Origin of the sequence: Brachybacterium sp. ACRRE (assembly GCF_022346485.1) — a bacterium.
Lineage (GTDB): Bacteria > Actinomycetota > Actinomycetes > Actinomycetales > Dermabacteraceae > Brachybacterium > Brachybacterium halotolerans.
Map to the genome: position 1 here is coordinate 1 of NZ_JAKRMO010000063.1, position 25099 is coordinate 25099.

The window sequence follows — 25099 nt, forward strand, 5'->3', positions numbered from 1 at the left end:
CCCGCTCACTCCCCCGCGAGCACCCTCCGGATCGCCTCGAGCGTCGCCGGGATGCCCGCCTCCGCAGCCTTCCGGCGCGTCGCCATCTCCTCCTCCGCGCGGTCGCCGTAGCGCTCGGCGAAGGTGGTCTCGAACAGGGGCGTGGTGCGGGTGTACTCGGTGAGCAGGGTGCGGGGCCCGCTCGCCGCGCCGCCGTCCCCGTCGGCCGCCTCCGCGCGCTCCATCCGGTACCCCCACTCCGCGCGGCCGGGGCCGACGGACCACGCGAAGCGCTCGCCCGGGATGTCGGCGACGACCTCGGACGTGGTGTGCCACTCGCGCTCGGGCGTGCGGTTCCAGCCGGTGAAGCGCGCACCGACGCCGCGGGCGTCGTCGTCCCATGCGCAGCGATAGCACTGCTGGCTCCATTCACCGGTGCGCGTCACGTCGCTGAGCAGGGCGTACACGTCCCCGGGAGAGCCAGGGACGATCAGGGAGTCCTCGATCTCGTAGGTCATGCCCCGATTCTGCCCTGCGCGCTCCGTCGCGCACTCGACGCGAAGAGTTCGCCTGCTCGTCACCTGCCGACGGGAGGGCCCTGCATACGGTGGTCCTGCAGCCGCAGCTCGACGAGAAGAAGGAGGTCGCCATGAGCATCACGGATCGGATGCGCACCCTGCTCCACGGGGAGGGGACGCCCGCTGCGCACGCAGCGCCCGTCGACGACGTCCTGCGCGCCGGGGCGCCGGCTCCGAGCATCGACCAGCAGGTCGACATGCTCGCCGCGCTCGGCCTCTCGCTGCGCGAGCACGTCACGCCCGCCGCCGTCGCCCGCGCCGTGCAGGCCGCCTCGCGCCGCGATCTCGAGCTCGTGCCCGATGCGGACGAGCAGCCCGAGACCACTCCCCCCGTCCCCGGCCTGCAGCGCTGCGCCTTCTGGTGGCTGCTGCACGAGCGGATCGACGGGCGCTACGCGATCGGCGGCCGCCACCGCGTGCTGCCGCCCCGCGCGGACCTCTTCGGGGAGTCCACGCCGAGCGCCGAGCAGCTCGAGCGCAGCATCCACAAGGTCGCCCAGCGCCTGTGCTCGGACACCGGGGCCCCTCTGCCCGAGATCGAGGTGACGGACCTGCGCGTGCGCTCGCAGCTGCTCACCACCGCGACCGTCCGTCTCGACGGCCGCCCGCACATCTGGTCCGACGTGCGCGACCGCGACTTCGTGCGCACCCTCGCGCGCGTCTGCTCGAGCGACGAGCAGACCGTCATGGTCTTCGACGACCACGGTGCCGACACCCACTGGACCCGGCCGATGGTCGATGTGCTCGTCGTACCGACCGAGCACGTGGGCGGCGTCGCCGCGCTCCTGCGCGAGCACGTGCGCCCGGCCGTCGCCGCGGCGCACGCATGGATCGACCTGCCCTACTCGGGTCGGGACGAGTCGACGCGTGCGGGTCTGCACGGCAGCTGGCGTCGTCGCGCGAAGCGGATGACGCCGTGGGCGCCGCCGGCGCTCCTCCGCCGCGCCGCCTGAAAGTCCCGACCGGAGCCTCTGGAGCCTCTGCTCCCGCCTACTTCCGCCCTGCGATCGCCGCGCTCAGGCGATCGGTGAGCGCCCGGTCCACGGGCAGCTCCACGTCGTCGAGATGCGTGATCGGGCAGGCCAGGCGCACCGAGGACAGCAGCCAGGCACCGTCGGACTCCGCCACCTGCGCGAGCGTCATCAGCTCCTCCGCCGCCTCGGCGCCCTCGCCGCGCACGAGCTCGAACACCGAGCCCAGGCTCGTGCCGGGCAGCACGCCCGCGTCCACCGGCGTGGTGAGGAAGCGGTTCCCGCGCTTGACCAGCAGGGTCGACGTCGGCCCCTCGAGCGCGTACCCGTCGGAGGAGATGAACAGGACCTCGTCGGCCCCGCGCCGCGCGGCCTCGCGCAGACCGGCCATGTTGATCGCGTAGGAGAGGCTCTTGGCGCCCGCGAGCAGCCAGGGGCTGGTCTGCGGCGCGGTGGTGGGGATGCCGCGGTCCAGGGCCGCGACGCGCAGACCCGCGCGGGCTGCGGCGTAGCTCGGGGCGGCGTCGGCGAAGACCCAGGCGGTGGGGCGCGACTGCCCCTCGACGCCGCGGGAGACGACGATCTTCACGAGCAGCTCGGGGACCGGCAGGTGCGCGGTGACCGCGGCGTCGACCGCCTGGGCGAGCACGTCCAGATCGAGCGCGGGCAGGTCGAGCATGCGGGCGCTGCGCTGCAGGCGCTCGAGGTGCGGCGTGAGGTTCGCGGGACGGGAGTCGAACACGCCCACCGTCTCGAACACGCCATCGCCCCGGGTGGCGGCGAGATCGGTGACGCGCAACTGCGGCGCGCCCTCGTCGACCAGGCGGAAGGCCGGACGGGCCTTGAGCGCGGGATCGGCGGCGACTCCGGGGATCATCACCAGGACGGCAGGACGAGAGGACACGACGACTCCTTGGATCGGGCGGGGAACCCCCGATCCTACGCGCGCGCGGCGCACACGGCCGCGCGCCGGTTCACTCGCCCGTCACCACCACCACGAGGCCGTCGGCGCGCCAGGCGATGCCGATGTCGAGCGGGTCGCCCGGGAGGTCGGCGTTCATGACCTCGACGCGCGCACCGGGGGCGGCGCCGCGCAGGTCGGCGACGGCGAGAGCGTCCGCGGGCGCGTCGACGCCTGAGGGGGCCTCGACGGTCAGGGCGACGGTGCGCTCGGGGTCCTCGGCGAACAGGGGCGCGAAGAAGGACTCCTCCATGCGGTCGGCGACCAGCTCGGCGTCCACCGTCTCGTCGGCCGTCGTGGTCACCGCGAGGTCCAGGGCCTCCGTGAACCGCTGCACGTAGTCGACGAGGTCGGGGGCGACGAGGGTCAGGGCGAGGTCCTCGCCGATCGCGAAGACCGGACCTGCCGCGCCCTGCGCGTCGATCGCGAGGACGACGGCGACGTCGTCGCCCTCGTACAGCGGCGTGAAGGAGACCGGGTCGGTGAGGATCGTGAAGGGGCCCAGGTCGCTGCGCTCGTCGACGACGATCATGAGCGCCGCGTCGCCGCCGACCACCCGGATCCCGCCGAACTCGTCGGCGATCCTCGAGAGCACGGGAGGCAGGTAGGCGCGGGGGTCACCGGCGACGCCGCCCGCGAGCCCCGCGGTGCCCGGGGCGCCGTCGCTCTGCTCGTCCTCGGCCTCGAGCGGGGCGATCAGCTCGAGCACGCCCTCGTGGCGGGCGGCGAGCGCGGTCAGGCGGTCGATCGCCCCGCGCAGGGGCTCGATGGGCAGGGGCGCCGCGTCATGCGGCCAGTCGAAAGCGGGCATGGGCTCATCGTGGCACAGGAGCCGGTCGCGACGGCCCTACTCGTCCCGGCGGTCCGGGACCACGCGGGCGATGTAGGGGACGCGCCCGGCGCCGAGGTCCCCGAGGCGGCCGTGGGGGTCGACGACGACCACGCGGTGCCCGTCGGCCGCGAGGCGCGCGAGGCCCTCGTGCAGCATGCGCCGGCCCACGTCGTTGAGGGAGGAGACCATGCCGATGTCCACCACGACGTCGCCCTCGCTCGGGTCGATGCGCTCGAAGTGCCGCAGCGCCATCTCCGCCGAGGCGAAGTCCATCGCGCCCTGCAGCACGACCAGGCGCCGACCGCGCCGTGTCCTCTCGCGGCGGCCGATGACCTCGAGGGACGGCTCGGGGATCCGCATCAGGTGCAGGTTCATGTCCCGGCTCAGGCGCTCGAAGACCCGCACCCCGCGCACCGAGTTGCCGAAGCGGTCCAGGCGCGGGGAGAAGGTTCCCGCTCCCACCTGCCCGGGCAGCGCGCCGAGGATGCCGCCGGCGACGCCCGACTTCGCGGGGATCCCGACGGCGGAGAGCCAGTCCCCCGCCGCGTCGTACATGCCGCAGCTCGTCATCACCGAGAGCACCTGGCGGGCGACCTCCTCGGGGACGACCTGCTCGCCGGTCAGCGGGTTCGTGCCGCCGCGGGCGAGGGTCATGCCCATCACGGCGAGGTCGCGCACGTCCACGAGCGCCGCGCACTGGCGCGTGTACCCGCGCACCGCCTCCTCGGGGGAGCCGGAGATGATGCCGTTCGCGCGCACCAGGGACGCGAGCGCCAGGTTCCGCCAGACCTCGGACATCTCGGAGGCGAAGACGTCCTCGTCGACCGCGAGCTCGCGGCCCGCGAAGGCGCCCAGGCCCTCGATGACGCGGGAGGTGCGGGCGTCCTCGTCGAGGTCCGCGGGGCCGACGAGGGTGTGGGTGGTGATGGCGCCGATGTTGATCATCGGGTTCTCGGGGCGCCCGTTCCCCTCCTCGAGGCTGATCTCGTTGAAGGCGTCGCCCGACGGCTCGACCCCGACCTTCTCGAGCACCGCGTCGATGCCGTGGTCGCGCAGCGCGAGCGCGTAGGCGAAGGGCTTGGAGATCGACTGGATGGTGAAGCGGCGCTCGGCGTCCCCCGCGCTGTAGAGGGTGCCGTCGGGGGTGCACAGGGCCACGGCGAGGTGGTCGGGGTCGGCCGCGGCGAGCTCGGGGATGTAGTCGGCGACGGCGCCGTCGTCGGCCGCGCACTCGGACAGGATCTGCTGGAGGTACTCGCCGACGGGGGAATGCATGGTGCCTCCAGGGGCGGGGTCGGATGGGTGCTCAGCTGCTCCGCACCCGGTGGGCGGGCGGTCCCGGACGGGTGACGAGCCAGGTCGCGGCGCGCCCGGCGACGGGGAAGGTGTCCGCGTAGCGGTCCACCCAGTCGACGGCGAAGCGGTCCGCGCGCTCGGCGGGGACCATCGCCCAGACGCTGCCGCCGAAGCCGGCGCCGAATGCGCTGGCGGCGTCGGCCCCCATCTCGCGGGCCAGGCGCTGCAGGGCGACGGTCTCGGGGGTCTGGTTTCCCAGGCCCTCCTCGGCGAGCTGCTGCGACTCGTCGACCAGGCTCCCGAAGGTCGCGAGGTCGCCGGCGGCGAGCGCGTCGGTGGCCGCCGGGATGATCCGCTCGGACTCCTCGAGGAACTGGGAGAGGCGGGCGGAGAGGTAGGTGCCGGGGTCGATCAGGGCGCGCAGCTCGTCCGCGGCGCCGGGGTCGGCGGCCACGACGTCTCCGAGCGTGGCATCGTGGCGGCCCGTGCGCTCGTTCCAGATGCCCACGATGTCCCGCGCGGAGAGGGAGACGCGGTTGTAGTGCTCGAGGGCGGATCCGGTCTTCTCCGCCTGCACCCCGGAGACGGCGATGACCAGGGCGCGGTCCTCGGGGAAGGGCACCGCGCTCTCGAAGGCGACGGGGCAGAAGGAGTACTGGACCATCTGTCCCTCGCGGCCGCACAGCATCGCGACGTGGTCCTCGCTGCCGCCGAAGGTGCCCACGCCGCGGTGGCCGGCGAGCGGGCCGTAGCTCTGGCCGTTCTCGACGCAGCCGAGGTACTCGGCGAGACGCTCGCGATCGGTGACGACCTCCCGGTAGGCGGGTTCGTCGCCCATCCGGCAGAGCTCGCCGTAGGCGAGGGCGAGGCCGACGACGAGCGCCGAGGAGCTCGACATCCCGGCCGCGAGCGGCAGGTCCGATTCGATGCCGATCTCGGCGCCGCGGGAGCGGCCGGGGAAGTTCGCGCGCAGCCGGTCGACGACGGTGCGCACGTACCCCGACCAGTGGCCCGCGCCGAGCCGTCCGGCGGGCTCGGCGTCGAGGTCGATCTCGAGGGTCTCCCGGGCGATGGAGCTCGTGACCAGCAGCTTCCGGTCCTCGCGGGCGCGCGCGGTGACGGTGTGGCCGCGGTCGACGGCGGCCAGCAGGGAGCGCCCGCCGGCGTAGTCGGTGTGCTTGCCGAGCATCTCGACCCGGCCGGGCACGAACCAGGCGACCTCGTCGGGCAGGGAGGCGGGCGCGTTCACAGGCGCACCTCGATGCCCGCGAGCGCTTCCTGGACCGAGGCGATGTCGCCGCGGGAGGACATGTCGAGCACGCCCACGGCGGCGGGCACCACGGTGAAGACCTCCCCGCCCGCGACCTGACGGCGCACGGCGTCGATCACCTCGTACTCGCCGCGCGGGGACGGGTCGATGCGCGCGCAGGCCTCGAAGATGCCGGGGGTGAACAGCCAGGCGTTCATGGAGACGGGGGCGTCGTCGCCGAAGGCGGCAAGGGTCTGCTCGTCCGGCTTCTCGACGATGTCCCGCAGGCGGCCGTCGACGTCGACGTCCACGAGGGCGAAGGCGCGGATGCGCTCGGCGGGGATGTTCGACTGCGCGACGAGGGCCTCGCGGTCGAAGCCCACGAGGGCGCTGCCGGGGGCCGTGGCGAGGGCGCGCAGGGCCTCGGCCGGGTAGTGGTTGTCCGAGTTCAGGACGATCACGCGCTGGTCGCCGGCGAAGTCGCGGGCGGCCGCGACCGCGTCGGCGGTGCCGCGCGGCTCGGCCTGGACGGCGGTGGTGACGGTGACGCGGCCCCCGCTCGTGCGCTCCGCGTACTCGCGCAGCACATGGTGCTCGGGGCCGATGACGAGGCACACGTCGGTGACGCCGACGTCCGCGAGGGCGCTGATCACGAAGTCGAGGAAGGGACGGCCGACGTCGATGAGCGCCTTCACGCCGCTCGCGGCGACCGCGGCCTGCTTCTCGTCGACCTGCGCGTCGTCGTCGGCCCTCCGCATGCGGGTGCCGAGCCCGCGGGCGAGGATCACGGCACGGGTCACCGGGGCGGCAGGGCTCGTCGTCGTCGCGCTCACGGGGACGAGTGTAGAAGGCTTCACGCGGGAGGGCCTCACGACGGGCCGCATCACCACGACGCCGTGTAGAGTTGCGCGGGTCGTCCCGACCCCGTCCACCCGAGGAGATCCGCCCATGGCTGGCGTGCGCGCGCGCTCGAACGGCGCCCTGGAGGCGCTGGTCATGCGCGCCCTCTGGCAGGCCGACGAGGCGCTCGGCGCCCGCGCGATCCTCGGCACCTTCGCCGACCCCGTCCCCGCGTACACGACGATCCTCACGGTGCTCACGCGCCTCGAGGAGAAGGGGATGGTCGAGCGGGAGGCCCTCTCGCCGCGCAAGGTGCGCTTCCGCCCGCGCATCAGCAGCGCCGAGGCGCACGCCCGCGACATGGTCGAGACCCTCGACGAGGCCGATGATCGCCGCGGCGCCCTGCTCGCCTTCGCCGACACCCTGAGCAGTGAGGACATCGAGCTCATGCGCAGCGCGATCGACGCGCGCCGCCCGCGGGGCGCCGCCTCGTGATCGTGCTGCTGCTCGTGCTCGCCGGGGCGCTGCTGTGCGCGCCGGCCTCCGTGCTCCCGCTCGTGGCGGGCCGCTGGCAGGTCTGGCATCCGCGGCTCGCGCTCGGGCTGTGGCTCGGCATCGGCGCCGCGGGCCTCGCGCTCGCGGCCGCCTCGGTCCTGACGGCCGGTCTGCTGGTCGCGTTCTCGGGGCCGACGGGGGCCGTCTCGATCTCCGCCTCGGCGCGTGCGCTCGCCCTCGCGCTCCTCGCGTGGCTCGGGCTGGGCGGCGCGGGGGTGCTCGCCGCGATGGCGCTCGGGGGCCCCGGGCGGGGCGCGCCCGCCGACGGGTCCGCCGCCGATCCCGACGCCGCCGCCGAGGACGCGCTGCTGGATGCCGAGGGACCGAGCACGGCCCGACCGGTCGCGCGCCGCTCCCCCGCCACCGTGCGCATGGCCTTCGACGCCGAGACCGGAGCGGTGCTCTACGAGGTCGACGACCCGCGCCTCATCGCCCATGCGATAGGCGGCAGGCACCCCGAGATCACGGTGTCGCGGCAGGCCCGCGAGGCGCTCACCGCCGCCGAGCTGCGCGGCGTCCTCGCCCACGAGGCCGCCCATCTGCGCGGGCGTCATGCCGAGATGCGGCGGCTGTGCGCCTGGCATGCCGCGTGCCTGCCCCGGCGCTCCGCGCTGCGCCGTCTTCTGGTGGGGCGCGTGCACCTGCTCACCGAGCTCGCGGCCGACGACGCCGCCGCCCGCGCCGTCGGCGAGGGGCGCCTGCTCGCGGGGCTGCGCGCCTGCCACGCCCTCGTGGCCTCGCCCGCGCTGCTGGTGCGCGCCGAGCGCCTCGCCGCGCGCGGTGCGGAGGACCGTGTGACCTCGGCTCCAGCACCCCTTCCCGGCCCGGCCGGGAACGTCTACACGAAGTAGAGTTCTGGGCGTGAGAACCCGAGTCGTCGCGTGGATCGCCGTGGCGGTCGCGCTGGTGTGCGTGCCGCCCGTGATCGCCGACGCCGCGCTCGGCGAGCAGCTCTTCACCTCGATCCACCGGGAGTACCCGGGGGCGACCACCGCGCTGGTCGCGGGGCTCATCGAGTCCGCCGCCGCCTTCGCGGGAGTGCTCACCCTGGGTTCCCTGGTCACGGTCGCCTTCCTGCACGCGCGCACCCGCAAATCAGCGCGCCGCGTGCAGTCCGCGCCCGACCTCACCGCACTGCTCGTCTCCTCGGTCAGCTGGTGCGTGCTCTCGCTCGCGAGCATCGTCGCGAGCGCCGCCGACACCAACGGCCTGGCCCTGTCGCGGGTGATCAGCCCCGACACGATGCTGCGTGTGTACTCGTTCGGCTACATGCCGCGGGCCTGGACGGTCACCGCGGTCGCGGCGCTCGTCGTCGCCCTCACCGCCTTCCTCGCGACGCGCTGGGCGACCCTCCTGCTGGGCCTGTGGGCGGGCTGCATCGGCATCCTCGCGCCGGTCGTCGTCGGGCAGATCCTCGTCGGCCCGAACCACGACGTCGGCTCGGACGCCGGCACGCTGCAGACCCTCGTGATCGGCCTGCTGCTCGCCCCGCTGCTGGTCGATGCGATCCTCGGTGCCACCGGCGCCCCGCGGACCGACCGCGGCCGCCTGCGCCTGCTCGCGCGGATCGGCGTGCCCGCGGCCCTCGTGCTCGAGATCGTCCTGGCCTGGTTCAAGCTCCAGGGCGCCGGCGCGCTCGGCACACCGACCGCGGCGCTCGAGGGCGTGCGGATCCTGCTGCTGCTCGCGATGGGCGCGCTGCTGCTGGTGCGGGGCTCGGGGACGCTCGAGGGCCGACGCGTCACGGCGCTCGGCGCGCTGCTGCTCGCGGTGCTCGGCGCCGGCGCGGCGATGCTGCGGATCCCGCCGCCGCAGTACTTCGTGCCCACCTCGATCCCGCAGGTGTTCATGGGCTACGAGGTGCCCGAGGCGCCGTCGGCCGAGGTGCTGCTGTCCACCGGTCGGCTGAACCTGCTGTTCTCGGTGCTCTCGCTCGCCATGATCGTGCTGTACCTGGCGATGGTGATCTCGCTGCGGCGGCGCGAGGACCGCTGGCCGCTCTCGCGCACGATCTTCTGGATCGCCGGCTGGCTGGTGGTGCTGCTGGCGACGAACAGCGGGATCGGCCGCTACTCGGCGCCCGACTTCGGCGTGCACATGGCCGTGCACATGAGCCTGGGCATGCTCGCCCCGATCTTCCTGGTCCAGGGCGGGATCATCACGCTGATGCTGCGCGCGTCGGCGGCGCACGCGCGCACCGTGGGCATCCACGCCTGGATCACGCAGGCGCTGAACTGGCCGGTGATGCGCACGGTCTACCACCCGGCGCTCGTGTTCGTGGTGTTCATCGGCAGCTACTACGGCCTGTACTTCTCCCCGCTGTTCGGGCTGATGATGCGCTACCACTGGGCGCACCAGCTGATGAACCTGCACTTCCTGCTCGTCGGCTACCTCTACTACAGCCTGATCATCGGCGTGGACCGGCCGCCGCGGCCGCTGCCGCACATCGGCCGCCTCGGCTACATCCTCGCGGCGATGCCGTTCCACGCCTTCTTCGGCGTCGCCATCATCTCGAGCTCCACGATCCTCGCGGAGACCTACTACACCTACCTCGACCTGCCGTGGGCGGACCTCGCCCACTCCCAGCAGGTCGCCGGGTCCGTGGCCTGGGCGGGCGGCGAGGTGCCGCTCGTGATCGCGATCATCGCGCTCGGCGTGCAGTGGGCCCGGCAGGACGACGTCGAGGCCAGACGCCGCGACCGCCACATGGATCGCGGGCTCGACGACGAGTTCGATGCGTACAACGAGATGCTCAAGAAGCTCTCGGACAGGAAGGGCAGCTGATGACCCCGCCCGTGCTCGAGTCCCGCACTCCCGCCCCGGTCGATCCGGCCGAGCGCTGGAGCTTCGACGTCTCGGGGATGACCTGCGCGGCCTGCGCGAACCGCATCGAGCGCAAGCTCAACAAGGCCGACGGCATCTCCGCGACCGTGAACTACGCGACCGAGCGCGCGCTGGTCACCGGCATCGAGGCCCCGGACGAGGCGATCACGCTGATCCGCGCCGCGGGCTACGACGCCGCCGTGCACGACGAGGCCGACGACACCTGGTCCCGCCGCGCGACGGAGATGCGCATCACCTCCCTGCGGCGCCGGCTGATCGCGGCCGCGCTGCTGACGATCCCGCTGATGGACGTCTCGCTCGTGCTCGCCCTGGTGCCGCAGTGGCGGTTCCCGGGCTGGGAGCTGCTGTGCGTGCTGCTCGCGATCCCCGTGGTCACCTGGGCCGCCTGGCCCTTCCACCGGATGACGCTGCGGAACCTGCGCCACGGCGCGGTCTCCATGGACACCCTGGTCTCGATCGGGATCGCGGTGTCCTTCGGCTGGGCGATCGTCTCGATGCTCGTCGGCCTCGAGCCGCAGGACGGCTTCTGGCTCGGCTTCGGGCGCGCGCCGGCGGGGGCCGACGCCCTCTACCTCGACGTCGCGGCCGGGATGACCACCTTCCAGCTGGCCGGCCGTTACTTCGAGTCCCGCAGCCGCCGCCGCGCGGGAGACGTCCTGGGGGCGCTCACCGCACTGGGGGCGAGCGAGGCGCGCGTGCGCCGCGACGGCGCCGAGTCCATGGTCGCGATCGAGCAGCTGCGCCGCGGCGACCTGCTCGTGGTGCGTCCCGGCGAGACCGTCCCGGCCGACGGGGAGATCGTCGAGGGCTCGGCCGCGATCGACACGGGCGCCATGACCGGCGAGTCCGTGCTGCGCACGTCCGGGATCGGCGACGAGGTCGTGGGCGGGACCGTCTCGACCGACGGGCTGCTGGTGGTGCGGGCGACGGGCGTCGGCGCGCACACGCAGCTCGCGCAGATGGCCGCGATCGCCGAGCAGGCCCAGGTCCGCAAGGCCGACGTGCAGCGCACCGTGGACGCCGTGGTGCGCGTGTTCGTGCCGGTCGTGCTCGTGCTCAGCGTGCTCGTCGCCGCAATCTGGCTGCTGCTGGGCGCGAACACCGCCACCGCGGTCTCGAACGCGATCAGCGTGCTCATCATCGCCTGCCCGTGCGCGCTCGGCCTCGCGACCCCCACCGCGCTGATGGTGGGCGTGGGCCGCGGCGCCGTGCTCGGCATCCTGGTCAAGGGCCAGGACGCCCTCGAGGCGAGCGGCACCGTGACCACCGTCGTCCTCGACAAGACCGGCACCCTGACCGCGGGCGCCCCGAGCGTCGAGCGCGTGGTGGTGACGGGCGGGGCGAGCGCCGCGCAGGTGCTGCGCTGGGCGTCGGCCGCCGAGTCCTCCTCCGAGCACGCCGTGGCCACGGCCATCCGCGAGCACGCGGCGAGCCGCGTGGCCGACGTCCCCGAGGCCCGCGACTTCCATGTCACGCCCGGGCTGGGCGTCGAGGCCGTGATCGAGGACGCGCAGGTGGCCGTCGGCAGCCCCGCGCACATGGAGACCGTCGAGATCACCGTGCCCACGGACCTCGCGGAGACGGTGCGCGAGGCGGAGGCGTCCGGGCGCTCGGCCGTGCTCGTCGCCCGCGAGGGCGGGGCCGTCGGCGCGATCGTGCTGGCCGACGAGATCAAGCCCGATGCGCGCGGCGCGATCGCCGCGCTCCACGAGGCGGGCCTGCGCACCGTGCTGCTCACGGGCGACTCCGAGGCGGCCGCCCGGCGCGCGGCCGCGGACCTCGGCATCGGCGACGTGCGCGCGGGCGTCCTGCCCACGGGCAAGGCCGCCGCGATCGAGGAGCTGCGCGCCGACGGCCACTCGGTCGCGATGGTCGGCGACGGCATCAACGACGCCGCGGCGCTGGCCGCCGCGGACCTGGGGCTCGGCATGGTGACCGGCACCGACGTCGCCCTGAAGTCCTCGGACATCATCCTGGTCCGCGAGGACCTGTTCGCGGTGATCGACGCGATCGCGCTCTCGCGGGCCACCAACCGCACCATCCGCACGAACCTCGTGTGGGCCTTCGGCTACAACGTGGCGGCGATCCCGATCGCCGCGATCGGCCTGCTGAACCCGCTGATCGCGGCGGGCGCGATGTCGCTGTCCTCGGTGTTCGTCGTGCACAACTCGCTGCGCCTGCAGAACTTCCGCTCGCGCCGGCCGCGCACCGGGCGCACGGGGCGCTGAGCGCGCGGCCGGTCGCATCGTGCATCCTGCCGGTCGATTTGCGGGCCCCGTCGGCCGGCCCTAGAGTTCTCTACAGAACGTAGAACTAAGACGGGCGGAGCGGGATGCACGGGACGATCGGCGCGGTGGCGCTCAGCATCGTGTTCGCCGTGCTCGGCGTCCACGCGCTCGTGCGCGCGGTGCGCCATCGCGACCGACCCGTCGACCGCGTGGGCGATCTCCTGCACGTGCTCATGTGCGTCGTCATGGTCGCCATGTCCTGGTCCTGGTGGAGCGTTCTGCCCGCGCTCCCCCAGATCGTCCTGTTCGCCCTCGCCACCGCGTGGTTCGCCCTGCTCGCCCTGCTCCAGCTCGCGGAGGGCCGCACGGACGCGAGCGTCCACGGCCCGCTGCACCAGGGCCAGCACGCGGTGATGATGCTGGCGATGGTCTGGATGGTGGTGACGATGTCCGCCGACCCGGGCTCGAGCGCCCACTCCATGACCATGCTGCCCACCGGCGCGGGCCTGCTGGGCGTGGCCTTCACGGGCGTGCTCGCGGTCTCCGGTCTGCTGCAGCTCGCGGAGGCCCACGAGTCGCCGGGCCCGCGCGCGGGCCTGCGGATGATGGCCGCGATGGACCTCGCCATGGCCCTGGCCTGCTGGCTGATGCTGCTTCACTGATCGACCCATCCGATTCCCCTCCGACTCCGAATCCCTGCCGATCCCCCACCACGAGGACATCCATGACTGCGAACACCGCACGCCGACTCCCCCTCCGCGCAGCGCTCGGCCTCGCCGCCGCGGGGCTCGCCTTCGCCGTGCCCGCGGCCGCGCAGGCCCACGTGACCGCGGACGCCGAGGACACGACCGCGGGCGCGTACACCGTGGTCACCTTCAGCGTCCCCCACGGCTGCGACGGCTCGGCCACCACGAGGGTGGCGATCGACCTGCCCGAGGGGGTCGACGAGGTGACGCCCACGCGCAACCCGTACTACGACGTCACGACGAAGCACGAGAAGCTCGCCGAGCCCGAGACCGACGCCCACGGCAACGAGGTCACCGAGCGCGACTCCCAGGTCGTGTACACGGCGAAGACCCCCCTGCCCGACGGCGAGCGCGACTCCTTCGAGCTCTCCCTGCAGATCCCCGAGGACGCCGCGGGCACTACGCTCACCTTCCCCACCACGCAGACCTGCGAGAAGGGCGAGACCGCGTGGACCCAGGTGCCGAAGAAGGGGCAGAGCGAGGACGACCTCGAGTCCCCGGCGCCCTCGGTCGCCGTCGCCGCCTCCGGCGCCGCGTCCGGCGACGCGTCCGGCACCTCCTCCACCGCGACCGCCGTCGCCCAGCCCCAGGCGGCCCTCGACGGCACGACCACGGCGCTCGTCGTCACCAGCCTCGTGATCGGCGCGCTCGGGCTGCTGAGCGGCGCGGCGGCGCTGATCACCGTGCGCAGGAGGCGCTGATCCCGTCGTGACCCATCTCCGGATGCCCGCGCTGCGGGTGCTGCTCGGGAGCCTTCTCGGCCTGCTGCTGATGCTCGGCGGGGCCGCTCCCGCGCTCGCGCACGCCCAGCTGGAGTCCAGCAGCCCTGACGACGGGACCGTGGTCGAGCACGCCCCCGGGACGGCGACCCTCACCTTCGACGAGCACGTACGGCCGATCGAGGGCGAGACCCACCTGACCCGACCGGACGGCACCTCCACGACGCTCGAGGCGCACTCCCGCGACGACGACGTGCTCGCCGCGCTGCCCTCGGACCTCCCCGACGGCAGCTATGTGCTCACCTATCGGGTGGTCTCGGCCGACGGGCATCCGGTGTCGGGCACCCTCGACTTCTCCGTGGGCGCCCCGTCCACGATCCCTGCCGCGCCGTCCGGCGACAGCGGCGCCGGCGCCGCGGCGCACGAGGAGCCGGGCGCGGGGGCGAGCACGCTGGTCCCGGTGCTCACCGTGGCCGAGTACCTCTCGCTGCTGGTGATGGCGGGCATGCTGCTGTGCTCCGTGCTCGTGGCGCGCGGGGCGGCGGCCCGGGCCGTGATGGCCTCGCACCGGGCGACGCGGGCCCTGCGGGTGCTCGCGCTGGTGGCCGCGGCGGCGGCCGCGCTCCTCGTCCCCGTGACGGCGGCCGAGGTCGCCGGTTGGACGCGCATGGGCGCGGGGCTCTCGGCGCCGCCCGTCGTCGGAGCGGGCGTCGTGATCCTCGGGGCGGCCCTGGTCCTCGGGGCGGGAGGGGCGCGCAGGCCGGCGCTCTCCGTCCCCGGCGCGCTGCTGGCGCTGATCGCCCCGGTGCTCGTCGGCCATTCGGCATCCATCGCCCCGCGTCCGCTGATGCTCCTCGCCGACGCCGCCCATCTGCTCGCGGGCGCCGTGTGGTCCGGCGGGCTGCTCGCCGCGATCGCGATGCTCACGGCGCTGCACCGGCACTCGGCGGCCGCGGAGGGCGTGGCCGTGGTGCGGCGGTTCTCCCTCGTGGCGCTGGTGAGCGTGCTGGTGCTGGCCGCGAGCGGCACCACCATGGCAGTGCTGATCCTGGACTCGCCCTCGGCGCTGGTGACCTCGGCGTGGGGGCGCACGCTGCTCGTGAAGCTCGTGGTCGTCGCCGTCGCGGTGGGGCTCGCGGCGTGGAACCGCAGCCGACTGCTGCCCGCGATCGCGGCGGCCGACGCCCCGTGGGAGCGCCTGCTGCGGATCATGCGGCGCGAGGCGGTGCTGCTGCTGGGGGTGCTCGCGATCACCGGCCTGCTCGTGAACCTCAGCCCGCACGTGCACTCGATGGACTCGATGGACTCGATGAGCGCCCCGGCGTCCGCCTCGTCCACGGTCCCGGTCGACGCGCCGGTCGCACCGGCGACGCCCGGGACCGCGTGATCCTCCACCGCCGCCCCGCCCCTAGGATGGCCGGATGACGACGCCCGAGGAGGAGCGCGCCCCCGCGGCGACGGCATCCGCGGACGTCCTGCGCGAGACCCTGCTCGCGATCGCCGCAGGGGACGCGGACGCCTTCCCCCGCCTCTACGACGCCACGAGCGCGCGCGTGTTCGGCCTCGTGCTGAGGGTGCTGAGGGACCGGGCCCAGTCCGAGGAGGTCACCCAGGAGGTGTACCTCGAGGTGTTCCGCCGGGCCTCGTCCTTCGACCCGTCGAGGGGGTCGGCGCTGGCCTGGATCCTCACCATGGCCCACCGCCGCGCGGTGGACAGGGTGCGCGCGTCACAGTCGCAATCCGATCGCGACATCGCCTACGAATCACGATCGTCGACGGAGCAGCCCGACCCGACCAGCGAGACGGCTCTGGACGGCATCGAGGCGCGCCACGTGCGCGGCGCGCTCTCGCAGCTGTCGGACAGGCAGGGCGAGGCGATCCGCCTGGCCTATCTGGACGGACTCACCCAGTCCCAGGTCGCCGAGCGGCTGAGCATCCCGCTGGGGACGGCGAAGACGCGCATCAGGGACGGGCTGCTGGCCCTGCGGCGGATCATGAGCACGGAGCACACGAGGGAGGAGGAGAGATGAGCGAGAGCCGCGGAGCACCGCACGACAACGATCGCGACCCCACGCACGAGGAATTCGAGTCGCTCGCGGCCTCCTATGCGCTCGACGCCCTCGACCCCTCCGAGACCGCGGCCGTCGAGGCCCACCTGGACACGTGCCCGCAGTGCCGTGAGCTCGTCGACTCCCTGCGCGAGACCGCGGTCGGTCTCTCCGAGGGGCTGGAGACGCCCCCTCCCGCCGCGCTGCGCGACCGGATCCTGGAGGCCGCGAGCGACGGGTCGGATGCGACGCCCGCGACGCCCGCGACGCCCGCGACGGCCGAGGAGCCCGAGGAGCAGCGGCTCCCGCGCCGGCCGAGGCGCCGCGCCGTCCTCGCCGGAGGGTTCGCCCTCGCCGCGAGCGCGCTGGTCGCGACCGGCCTCGTCGTCGCACGCCCCTGGCGCTCGCAGGAGGAGAAGGACATCGACGAGGTGCTCGCGGCGGACGACGCCCGGGAGTACACGACGACATGGCGCTCGGCGCGGATCACGGCGGTGCGCTCACCCTCCCTGGGCTCTGCGGTGCTGAAGGTCGAGGACCTTCCCGCCGCTCCGTCGGGCAAGGACTACCAGGCGTGGACCATGGAGTCCGAGGGCCCCGTGAGCGCAGGTCTGGTCCACCCCGACGATGACGGCGACTCCCGCACACTGCTGTCCGCGGGGTCGGCCGAGGGCGCCGCCATCAGCCTCGAGCCCGCCGGGGGTTCGGAGCAGCCGACGACCGTCCTGGCCTCCCTCGAGTACTCCTGAGGGGACGATCCGGGCTCAGCCCTCGTCGACGAGCCTCGCGAAGACGATCACGTTGTCCGCGTGGCGCCCGGAGGCGTCGACCGTGCCGCCGCACGTGATCAGGCGCAGTTCGGGGGCGGAGGTGTTCTCGTACACGGCCCAGGTGGGGAACGAGTCCTTGGGGAAGCGGCCGACGTCGTAGACCTCGAAGGTCGCGGTGCTGCCGTCCGCGCGGTCCACCTCGACGCGGTCGCCCGTGCGCACCGCCCCGAGCTCGAAGAACACGGAGGGCCGGCTGCTGTAGGTCACGTGGCCCTCGATGACGGCGGGGCCCTTCTCACCGGGCGTCGGCGACCCGTCGAACCAGGCGGCGTCGTCCTTGCGGGCGCCGCGGGGCGCCGGCAGCGTCCCGTCGTCGGCGAGTGCCTGGGCGAACACGTCCCCGTCGATGTCGCGGTCCGGCACCCGGACGCGGACCGGCTTCGACGCCGGCAGCGCCGCGGGCGCGCTGGGGGCCGCGGAGGTCGAGGGGCTCTGCTCCGCCTCGCTCGACGGCGGCGTCGTCGCGCCGGAGCTGCTGGAGCCGCTGGAGCTGTCGGAGCTGCTGGAGGAGGCCTGCGCCGCCGGCGCCTGGGGCGGCACCGGCTCCTGATCGAGCAGGAAGACGATCAGGAGCACGAGCCCCGCCACGCACAGCGCACCGCTCGCGGCGGCCGCCCAGAGGCGGCCGCCGCGGCGGTGCTTCGTCGTCGTGCTGCTCATCGAGGGACGACGATCCTCACTTCTGCGTGCGCGCGCTGCGACGACGGCTCACGACGGCTCCGACGACGCCCGCGGTGACGAGCGCGCCGCCCGCTGCGAGCAGACCGGCGTCCTCGATGCCGGCGGTCGTGCCGTCACCGGTCTCGACGCCGCCCTGCGGCATGTCGGACATCTGGCTGACGGTCACCGCACCGCAGGCCGCGGGATCGGTGGCCTCGCTGGGCAGCGACGGGTCGAGATCGGACTTGGTGTCCCCGTCGTACTTGCCGCTGCCGTTGTGGTCGACACCGTGCACGACCACGACCGCCTTGCCGTCCTTGAGGGACGAGGCGACGTCGTCGCTCACCGTGATGGTGCGCTCGTAGTGGCCGTCACCCGTGGGGAAGTTCTCGACGTCCAGGCCGTTGTCCGGTCCGGTCCCGCCCTTCGTGGTGAGCGAGGCGCCGATCATGCCGTAGTCGTCCATGGCATCGCTGACCTGGATGGCGCCGTTCTCGCCGGATCCCTTCATGTTCGGGTCCGGGCACTTCCCCTTGCCTCCGATGTGGATGTGCTGGGCGTGCGGCGAGCCGTCGAGCAGCCCCTTGGTATCCATCTTGACGGTGAGCTGGTCGCCGTCGAGGGTGAGCCAGGCCGTGCCCGAGGCGCCCGAATCGTTGAGCTCCGTGAGGTCCGCCTGGTAGCTGTGCGCGCCGCTTCCCTCCGCGAGGGCCGGGGCGGTGGCGCCGAAGCCGACCGCCGCCATCGTGGCCGCCATGAGGGAGATGGACTTCATCGTCTTGCGCATGATGCCTCCGTTCGGAGTCACCGTGCGGCCGACGGGCCGCAGGGGACGGTGACGAAGGGGGTTCGGAGCGTCGGGCGGTCCGGATTGGTCGGGATCCGGATCCATCCCGCCCGATGCCATGTCACGGGAAGGTCACGGATGGGTCTCGGTGTCCGCCGACCCGCTCCGCGCGCGACCGGGGCGTGGTGTCATGCGTCACGTCGGGGTGCTCTCCTCAGGACCCCGCCCGGCGTCGCCGGCCATCCCTCTCCACTCCCCGAGGCAGCCCATGAGACACCTCCCTGCGCACCGCCGCGCTCTCCTCTCCCCCCGATCCCTCCTCACCGCCGGCGCCGCGGCAGCCCTCGCCGCCGCCATGTTCGGCCCCCTCCCCGCCCAGGCCGACGGCCAGGGCGACGACCTCGGGACGGCCTCCTCCCACGGAGTCGAGGCCCCCGCGAAGGGCTCCCCCTCCCTCGACGACGTGAAGGGCTCCGTGCCCGACCGCTACCTGGTCCAGGTCGAGGGCGCCCCGCAGGCGCAGGGCACTCCTCAGCGCACGCTGAAGACGAAGCAGACCGGCGTCGTGGAGAAGGCGGAGAAGGACGGCCTGGACGTGACCGTCGACCAGTCCTTCACGCATGCCTGGAACGGCATGGCCGTCTCGATGACGAAGGCCGACGCCGAGGCCCTCCAGGACGTCGACGGCGTCACCGCCGTCTACCCCGTGATGCAGGTGGCCCTGCCGCCGGATCAGGACGACGCTTCCCCCGAGGACGAGTACGCCAACGCCATGACCGGCGTGGACACGGTCCAGAAGGTCGACGGCCTGGACGGCGAGGGCGTGACCGTCGGCGTCATCGACTCGGGCGTCGACTACAACAACCCCGACCTCGGCGGCTCCGGGACGGACGACCAGACGAAGGACTTCCCCGGCTCGCGCGTGACCATGGGCTACGACTTCGTGGGCGACGACTACGACTCCTCTGTCGCGGGCAGCGTCCCGAAGCCCGACGAGTACCCGGACGACTGCGGCGGCCACGGCACCCACGTCGCGGGCATCATCGGGGCCGACGGCGACGTCACCGGCGTCGCCCCGAAGGCCGACATCGCCTCCTACCGGATCTTCGGCTGCGAGGGCACGAGCTCGACCGACGTCATCCTCGCCGCGATGGACCGCGCCTTCGCCGACGGCGTCGACGTCATCAACATGTCGCTCGGCGCCTCGTTCATGACCTGGGACGACTACCCGACCGCGCAGGCCTCGAACGAGATCACCGCCAAGGGCGTCGTGGTCGTCGCCTCGGGCGGCAACGAGGGCGAGGCCGGCACGTTCTCCGGCGGCGCGCCCGGCGTCGGCAGCGACGTGATCACCGTCGGCTCGGTCGAGAACACCGACGCCCACACCCCCTACTTCGCCGTCGGCAAGACGAAGTACGGCTTCACCTCCGCCGAGGACGGCGGGACGGTCCCGACCTCCGGAAAGGTCGTGCTGGCGAGCGCCGGCGAGGACTCGGACGCGGCCGACGCCCCCGTCCTGGCCTGCGATCCGGCCGAGGTGCCGAAGCCGACGAAGAAGAAGCAGGCCCTGCTCGTCAAGCGCGGCACGTGCTCCTTCCACGACAAGGCGGCGAACGCCCAGGAGGCCGGGTACACCGCGGTCGTGCTCTACAACAACAGCGCCGGCCTCATCAGCCCCACCGTCGCGGGCGACCCGGAGATCACGATTCCCGTCGTCTCCATCACCCAGGACGACGGCGTCGCCCTGCAGAAGGCCATCGCGGCGGGCACGACGAAGATCGCCTGGAAGGACGGCGTGGCCGTGTTCCCGAACGCGGGCGCCGGCCTCATGTCGTCCTTCTCCTCGTACGGGCTCACGGCCGAGCTGGGCCTGAAGCCCGACCTGTCGGCCCCCGGCGGGCAGATCTACTCGACCGTGCCGCTCGAGCAGGGCGGGCACGGCACGAAGTCCGGCACCTCGATGGCCTCCCCGCACGTCGCGGGCGCGGCCGCGCTGATGCTGCAGGAGCATGCGGGCTGGACGCCGAAGCAGGTGAAGTCGGCGCTCGTGAACACGGCCGACCCGCTGGACTGGTCGCTCGAGCCCGGCAAGGGCTACCTCGAGCCGGTGCACCGTCAGGGCGCGGGCATGCTCGACATGGTCGAGGCCGCCCACACCTCCACGTCGGTCGCCGAGCCGACGATCTCGCTCGGCGACAGCTCGCAGGGCGCCCACTCGGTCACGGTGAACGTGCGCAACGACGGCGATGCGGCGAAGACCTATGCGGTCTCGACCCGCACCGGCGTCGCCACCGGCGGCTCGCCGTCGGACCCGGCTTTCCAGGTCGCGGACCCCTCCGTGCGGCTCTCGAGCCGCTCGGTGACCATCCAGCCGCACCGCTCGGCGCTGGTGACCGCGCGGATCAGCGAGGACTTCGGCGAGGACGGCATCATCTATGGCGGCTGGATCCAGCTGACCAGCGATGACGAGGACCTCTCGGTGCCCTTCGCGGGCATGTCCGGCGACTACCAGAACGTCGAGGTGCTCGGCGCCCACGACGGCCTGCCGGTCCTCGGCAAGGCGCAGGGCGAGAACATCGTGCCGGTCTCCGGCGAGGACGCGACGTACTCGATGTCCGGGGACGACGTCCCCTACGTCCTCTTCTACCTGGACTACCCGGTCGAGCGTCTGGACGTGGCCGTGTACCACGCCAAGGCCGACGGCTCGAAGGGAAAGCTCGTGAACCCCAAGGTGGGCACGGTCAGCTCCGAGAGCAAGTGGGGCCGCTCGTCCGAGACCGAGGCGCTGCCCTGGGACGGCACCTACCAGACCGCGAAGGGGAAGACCGTCTCCGCGAAGGACGGGACGTACATCATCGAGGTCCGCGTGCTCAAGGCCCTCGGCGATCCCGACACGGCCTCCGACTGGGAGAGCTGGGACTCCGAGGTGCTGACGCTGTCGCACCAGAAGCCCTGAGCCCGGCGCGGGATCCGTCGCCGCCGCCGAGGCGCTGACGGCCCCGTCCCCCACCGTCGCCCCCGATCCGCAGCCGCGGGTCGGGGGCGACGTGGTCCCGCCGTCAGGACGCCGGGGCGCGGTCCTCCCGCCAGGACCCGGAGCCGAGCGCGAGCACGAGGACCGGCACGAGCAGCACGGCCCCGATCATGCCGAGCACCGAGAAGCTGCTGACGGCCATGATCGGCCCCGACGCGAAGGAGGCGACGGCTCCGCACAGGTTCGAGAGCGCGTCCGCGCCTCCCTGCGCCGACGCCCGCGCACGGTCGGAGACCGCCGCGCCGAACAGGGCCGACCCGCCCACGTTCATGAAGGACCATCCCAGTCCGAGCAGGATCAGCGAGGCCATCACCCCCGCCATCGACCCGGAGGCGAGGACCGCCAGCGCGAGCGAGGCCGCGAAGAGCACGATCCCGGCGACGACGGCGGCGCGGTGCCCCACGCGGTCGATGAGGATTCCGACCACGGGCGAGAGCCCGTACATGCCCGCGACGTGCAGGCTGATCGTGATCCCCACGATCGTCACCGACCCGCCCTCGTGCTGGACGTGCACGGGGGTCATGGTCATCAGCGCGACCATGACGGTCTGGGAGGTGAGGATCGCGACGAGCGCGGTGCGGGCCCGGCGGTTCACGCGGAACTCCCGGGCCATGTCCCGCAGCCGCTGCCGTCGCGAGGCGGGGCGGGCGGACCGGACGGTCAGGTCGGGTGCGGCGCTGTCGCGGGCGAGCAGGAGCAGCGGATCGGGCCGCAGGAGCACGAGCACCACGGCCCCGGCCACGACCGACCCGACGGCGGCGATGAGGAAGGCGGCGGAATAGACCGAGAGCCCCGTCGCCGCCCCGATCGCCTGGCCGGGCACGCCGAGGTTGGGGCCGAGCACGTTGCCGATGGCGCCCATCCACACGACGAGGGAGAGGGAGCGCGCCCGGGTCGCCGGCGAGGCGAGGTCCGTGGCGGCGAACCGCGCCTGCAGGCTCGCCGCCGTCCCGGCGCCCGTCAGCAGCAGTCCGAGGAACAGCGGCACGACGAGGTCCCATTGCGCGGCCAGGACCAGCAGGGCGGCTCCGAGCCCGGCGATCCACCAGCCGACGGTGAGCGCGACGCGGCGTCCGCGCCGGGCCGCCATCATCCCCAGCGGCACGCCCATCAGGGCGGCGCCGAGCGTCGAGGAGGTACGGGCGAGACCGGCCCAGGCCTCGCTGTCCGTCACCTCGCCGGCCAGCAGGATGCCGATCGAGGGCGCCACGCCCAGCCCGATCGTGCCCAGGATCTGGGCGACGACGAGCACGGCGAGGGTCCTGCGCTGCGCCGGGTGCGAGACGCCGCGCGGGTCGGCGGCGGTGGTCGTGCCGGTGGGCGCGGCGGGTCGGGACATCGTGCTCTCCTCGAACGGGATCATGCCCGGGCGAGTCTCGGACACGACTTGTATCCCAGTCTAGGGGTCCTCAGACGCCCTCGCGAGGCGATCCCACCTCCGAGACGTGGGCACGCAGCCGCTCCTCGAAGAGGTCCAGGTCCCCGCCCGTGAAGGCCTCCGCGAGCGCGGCGTGCTCGCGGATCGTCTCCTCGCCGCGCTCCAGCAGCGCCTCGCCCTCGACGGAGAGCGCGAAGCGGTGGCGGTCGGCCAGACGCGCGTGGAGCTCCAGCAGCACGTCGCTGCCTCCCGCCTCCACGAAGCAGCGGTGGAAGGCGAGGAGCGAGGTCACGTGCTCCCGCAGGTCGCGCGTGCGCACCGTGCGACGCTGCGCCTCCAGGACCTCCTCGAGCCGGGCGGCGCTCCGCCGCCGGGCGTCCGGGGCCGCGCGGCGCGCGCTCGTGATCTCGAGCATCGCGCGGGCCTCCGCGAGCTCCTCCACCGCGCGCTGGCTCAGCCCGCGGACCAGGGCTCCGCGCTGCGGGTAGATCGCGATCCACCCCTCCTGCTGCAGTCGCACGAGCGCTGCCCGCACCGGCGTGCGGCTCACCGCGAGCTCCTGCGCGAGCCCGGCCTCCCCGAGCATGGCTCCGGGCGCCAGGTCGCCGTCGAGGATCCGCTCCCGGATCCGCAGGTATGCCCGTTCGGCCGCGCTCGGCGCTCCCGCCGCTTGCGCCATCCGCCCCACCCCGTCCGGTCCCGTCCGTCGGCGGCCGCCCACGGCACGCCCTGGTCACCTCAGGATAACGGGGCTCCCGGGACCCGCCCCGGCACCGTCCCCGCGTGCGCTGGGGCACCCTCGCGCGAGCACGCGTTCCGTGCGCCCCGGCCACGTGCTTTGATGGGGCGCACCCGCGCGCGGGAGGCTGCGGACCGACCCACCCGTCGGCCCGTCCGTCGGCCCCGTGCGCACCGGAGTCCAGGGGGAGGTCGCGATGGGACGCGAGATCGGCTCGACCCAGTACACCCGCAGCGAGCGCACGCACTACCGGCGGGAGCTGAGGCGCAATCTCGACCTGTTCGAGACGTTCCTGGACACCGCCGAGTTCCGCACCGAGGGCACCATCGGCGTCGAGCTCGAGATGAACCTCGCCGTCGAATCCGGCGCCGGGGATCCGATGTCGCCGGCCCTGCTGGCCGACGAGGTCATCCCCGCGATCGACGACCCGGACTTCGTGCACGAGCTGGGTCGCTTCAACGTCGAGGCGAACCTGCCGGTCACCCATCCGCGCGGCAGCGGGCTGCGGGACCTCGAGCAGCAGCTGCACGAGCGGATCGAGAAGGCCGACGCCACGGCGCGCCGGCACGGCGCGCGCGTGGTGCCCGTCGGGCACCTGCCCACCCTCACCTCCGAGATGTTCGAGGACGACTCCTGGCGCTCCCCCGGCGCGCGCTACGAGGCGCTCGAGAACACGGTGATGGAGGCCCGCGGCGAGGAGATCCACCTGCGCATCAGCGGCGAGGGCCGCGGGCTCGACGTCGAGTTCGACTCGATCGGGCCCGAGGCCGCATGCACCTCCATGCAGCTGCACCTGCAGGTCTCCCCCGAGCAGTTCGCCGACGTCTGGAACGCCGCGCAGGCGATCGCCGGCCCGCAGGCTGCGCTGGGCGCGAACTCGCCGTTCCTGTTCGGCCGCCGGCTCTGGCACGAGAACCGGATCCCCGCGTTCACGCAGGCCCTGGACACCCGCCCGCCGGAGTACGCGACCCAGGGCGTGCGCCCGCGGGTGTGGTTCGGCGAGCGCTGGATCACCTCGATGTTCGACCTCTTCGAGGAGAACGTGCGGCTGTTCCCCGCGCTCATCCCCGAGTCCCGCACCATGGCCGAGGAGCCCCTGCTCGCCGAGAGCGCGTCCCCGCGACTGCACGAGCTGATGCTGCACAACGGCACCGTGTGGCGCTGGAACCGGCCGATCTACGATCCCGGCGAGGACATGCCCCACCTGCGGCTGGAGAACCGTCTGCTGCCGGCCGGGCCGTCGGCGATCGACATGGCCGCGAACGCCGCGTTCCTCTACGGGATCCTCGAGTCGCTCGTGAAGGAGCGGCGCCCGCTGTGGTCGCGCATGAGCTTCGAGCAGGCCGCCGAGCACTTCGAGCTGTGCGCGCGGTGGGGGCTGGAGGCCCGGATCACCTGGCCGCGCCTGGGCAAGGTGCGCGTCGCGGACCTGCTGGTCGAGCACCTCATCCCCCAGGCCATGCAGGGGCTGCGGGACCTCGGGACCGACGAGGACGTGATCGAGCGCTACACCTCGGTGCTGCTGGGGCGCGCCCGCTCGGGACGCAACGGCGCCCGCTGGCAGATCGACACCGTCACCTCCCTCGAGCTGCGCGGCGCGAGCCGCCAGGATGCCCTCGCCCGGATGACAGCGATGTACATCGAGGGCGTCCACTCCGGGCGCCCCGTGCACGAGTGGCCGATGCCCGCGCGGGGCCAGGCCGACGCCTGAGGGACCCGCCCGGCCCGTCGGCCCGCATGTCGAGAGTGCGTCTCAGATCCTGGATGTCCGGTTTAGAGTGAGCGCATGAGCCAGAATCCCTCCTCCCCCACCTCCGCTCCACCC

22 protein-coding genes are annotated in these 25099 nt (G+C 73.6%); 12 read left to right on the top strand and 10 right to left on the bottom strand.

Going from position 1 to position 25099, the window contains the following annotated elements:
• Positions 1 to 5: 5 nt before the first annotated feature.
• Positions 6 to 497 carry an SRPBCC family protein gene (locus MHY49_RS15570; protein WP_239205645.1) on the bottom strand — a complete coding sequence of 164 codons (492 nt, stop codon included), beginning with the start codon at positions 495 to 497 and terminating at the stop codon, positions 6 to 8.
• A gap of 131 nt (positions 498 to 628) precedes the next feature.
• Here MHY49_RS15570 and MHY49_RS15575 point away from each other — a divergent pair, with 131 nt between their 5' ends.
• A complete protein-coding gene (locus MHY49_RS15575; RefSeq protein ID WP_239205647.1) occupies positions 629 to 1510 on the top strand; it encodes a hypothetical protein in 882 nt (293 codons plus the stop codon).
• Between the two features lie 37 nt (positions 1511 to 1547).
• On the opposite strand, the gene MHY49_RS15580 is transcribed toward MHY49_RS15575, so the two are convergent.
• The 5 genes from MHY49_RS15580 to MHY49_RS15600 all read right to left on the bottom strand — a co-directional run bounded on the left by MHY49_RS15580 (position 1548) and on the right by MHY49_RS15600 (position 6699).
• Positions 1548 to 2432, bottom strand: a complete 885-nt coding sequence (locus tag MHY49_RS15580; RefSeq protein ID WP_239205649.1) for an aminotransferase class IV — start codon at positions 2430 to 2432, stop codon at positions 1548 to 1550.
• A gap of 70 nt (positions 2433 to 2502) precedes the next feature.
• Entirely contained in the window at positions 2503 to 3300 is a 798-nt protein-coding gene (locus MHY49_RS15585; protein ID WP_239205651.1) for a hypothetical protein, read from the bottom strand.
• 36 nt (positions 3301 to 3336) lie between these two features.
• Positions 3337 to 4596, bottom strand: a complete 1260-nt coding sequence (locus tag MHY49_RS15590; protein ID WP_239205653.1) for a glutaminase — start codon at positions 4594 to 4596, stop codon at positions 3337 to 3339.
• A 31-nt stretch (positions 4597 to 4627) separates the two neighbouring features.
• Entirely contained in the window at positions 4628 to 5866 is a 1239-nt protein-coding gene (locus tag MHY49_RS15595; RefSeq protein WP_239205655.1) for a galactokinase family protein, read from the bottom strand.
• Entirely contained in the window at positions 5863 to 6699 is an 837-nt protein-coding gene (locus MHY49_RS15600) for a sugar phosphate nucleotidyltransferase (protein ID WP_239205657.1), read from the bottom strand. Before MHY49_RS15600 ends, MHY49_RS15595 begins: the two co-directional genes overlap by 4 nt.
• Positions 6700 to 6814: 115 nt before the next feature.
• Here MHY49_RS15600 and MHY49_RS15605 point away from each other — a divergent pair, with 115 nt between their 5' ends.
• From MHY49_RS15605 to MHY49_RS15645, 9 genes are all read left to right on the top strand, one after another.
• Positions 6815 to 7201: a BlaI/MecI/CopY family transcriptional regulator gene (locus MHY49_RS15605; RefSeq protein WP_239205659.1), complete on the top strand. Its 387-nt coding sequence runs from the start codon at positions 6815 to 6817 to the stop codon at positions 7199 to 7201.
• A complete protein-coding gene (locus MHY49_RS15610; protein WP_239205661.1) occupies positions 7198 to 8112 on the top strand; it encodes a M48 family metalloprotease in 915 nt (304 codons plus the stop codon). The genes MHY49_RS15605 and MHY49_RS15610 overlap by 4 nt, the downstream gene beginning before the upstream one ends.
• 10 nt (positions 8113 to 8122) lie before the next feature.
• Positions 8123 to 10045: a cytochrome c oxidase assembly protein gene (locus MHY49_RS19410; RefSeq protein WP_239205663.1), complete on the top strand. Its 1923-nt coding sequence runs from the start codon at positions 8123 to 8125 to the stop codon at positions 10043 to 10045.
• Entirely contained in the window at positions 10045 to 12333 is a 2289-nt protein-coding gene (locus MHY49_RS15620; RefSeq protein ID WP_239205665.1) for a cation-translocating P-type ATPase, read from the top strand. The genes MHY49_RS19410 and MHY49_RS15620 overlap by 1 nt, the downstream gene beginning before the upstream one ends.
• A 125-nt stretch (positions 12334 to 12458) precedes the next feature.
• Entirely contained in the window at positions 12459 to 12995 is a 537-nt protein-coding gene (locus MHY49_RS15625; RefSeq protein ID WP_239205667.1) for a DUF5134 domain-containing protein, read from the top strand.
• A gap of 62 nt (positions 12996 to 13057) precedes the next feature.
• Entirely contained in the window at positions 13058 to 13780 is a 723-nt protein-coding gene (locus MHY49_RS15630; protein WP_239205669.1) for a YcnI family protein, read from the top strand.
• A 7-nt stretch (positions 13781 to 13787) separates the two neighbouring features.
• Positions 13788 to 15185 (top strand): copper resistance protein CopC, encoded by a 1398-nt coding sequence (locus MHY49_RS15635; protein WP_239205671.1) that lies wholly within the window; start codon positions 13788 to 13790, stop codon positions 15183 to 15185.
• A 34-nt stretch (positions 15186 to 15219) separates the two neighbouring features.
• Entirely contained in the window at positions 15220 to 15828 is a 609-nt protein-coding gene (gene sigK / locus MHY49_RS15640; RefSeq protein ID WP_239205673.1) for an ECF RNA polymerase sigma factor SigK, read from the top strand.
• The gene (locus MHY49_RS15645; protein ID WP_239205675.1) at positions 15825 to 16595 is read left to right on the top strand and encodes an anti-sigma factor domain-containing protein; all 771 of its coding nucleotides are present in this window, start codon (positions 15825 to 15827) and stop codon (positions 16593 to 16595) included. Before sigK ends, MHY49_RS15645 begins: the two co-directional genes overlap by 4 nt.
• 15 nt (positions 16596 to 16610) lie before the next feature.
• Here the strand turns inward: MHY49_RS15645 and MHY49_RS15650 are convergent, their stop codons facing one another.
• A complete protein-coding gene (locus MHY49_RS15650) occupies positions 16611 to 17336 on the bottom strand; it encodes a class F sortase (protein WP_239205677.1) in 726 nt (241 codons plus the stop codon).
• A 16-nt stretch (positions 17337 to 17352) separates the two neighbouring features.
• On the bottom strand, positions 17353 to 18123 hold the full coding sequence (locus MHY49_RS15655; RefSeq protein WP_239205679.1) for a CHRD domain-containing protein: 771 nt from the start codon (positions 18121 to 18123) through the stop codon (positions 17353 to 17355).
• Between the two features lie 268 nt (positions 18124 to 18391).
• On the opposite strand from MHY49_RS15655, the gene MHY49_RS19210 reads away from it, so the two are divergent.
• Entirely contained in the window at positions 18392 to 21079 is a 2688-nt protein-coding gene (locus MHY49_RS19210) for a S8 family serine peptidase (protein WP_304502684.1), read from the top strand.
• Positions 21080 to 21182: 103 nt separating this feature from the next.
• Here the strand turns inward: MHY49_RS19210 and MHY49_RS15670 are convergent, their stop codons facing one another.
• Together MHY49_RS15670 and MHY49_RS15675 are read right to left on the bottom strand one after the other, a co-directional pair.
• A complete protein-coding gene (locus tag MHY49_RS15670) occupies positions 21183 to 22496 on the bottom strand; it encodes an MFS transporter (RefSeq protein WP_239205681.1) in 1314 nt (437 codons plus the stop codon).
• A 70-nt stretch (positions 22497 to 22566) separates the two neighbouring features.
• Positions 22567 to 23214: a GntR family transcriptional regulator gene (locus MHY49_RS15675; RefSeq protein WP_239205683.1), complete on the bottom strand. Its 648-nt coding sequence runs from the start codon at positions 23212 to 23214 to the stop codon at positions 22567 to 22569.
• Positions 23215 to 23470: 256 nt separating this feature from the next.
• Between MHY49_RS15675 and MHY49_RS15680 the strand changes: the two genes are divergently transcribed.
• Complete coding sequence (locus tag MHY49_RS15680; RefSeq protein WP_239205685.1) at positions 23471 to 24985, top strand: glutamate--cysteine ligase; 1515 nt, start codon at positions 23471 to 23473, stop codon at positions 24983 to 24985.
• The last annotated feature ends 114 nt before the right edge of the window (positions 24986 to 25099 follow it).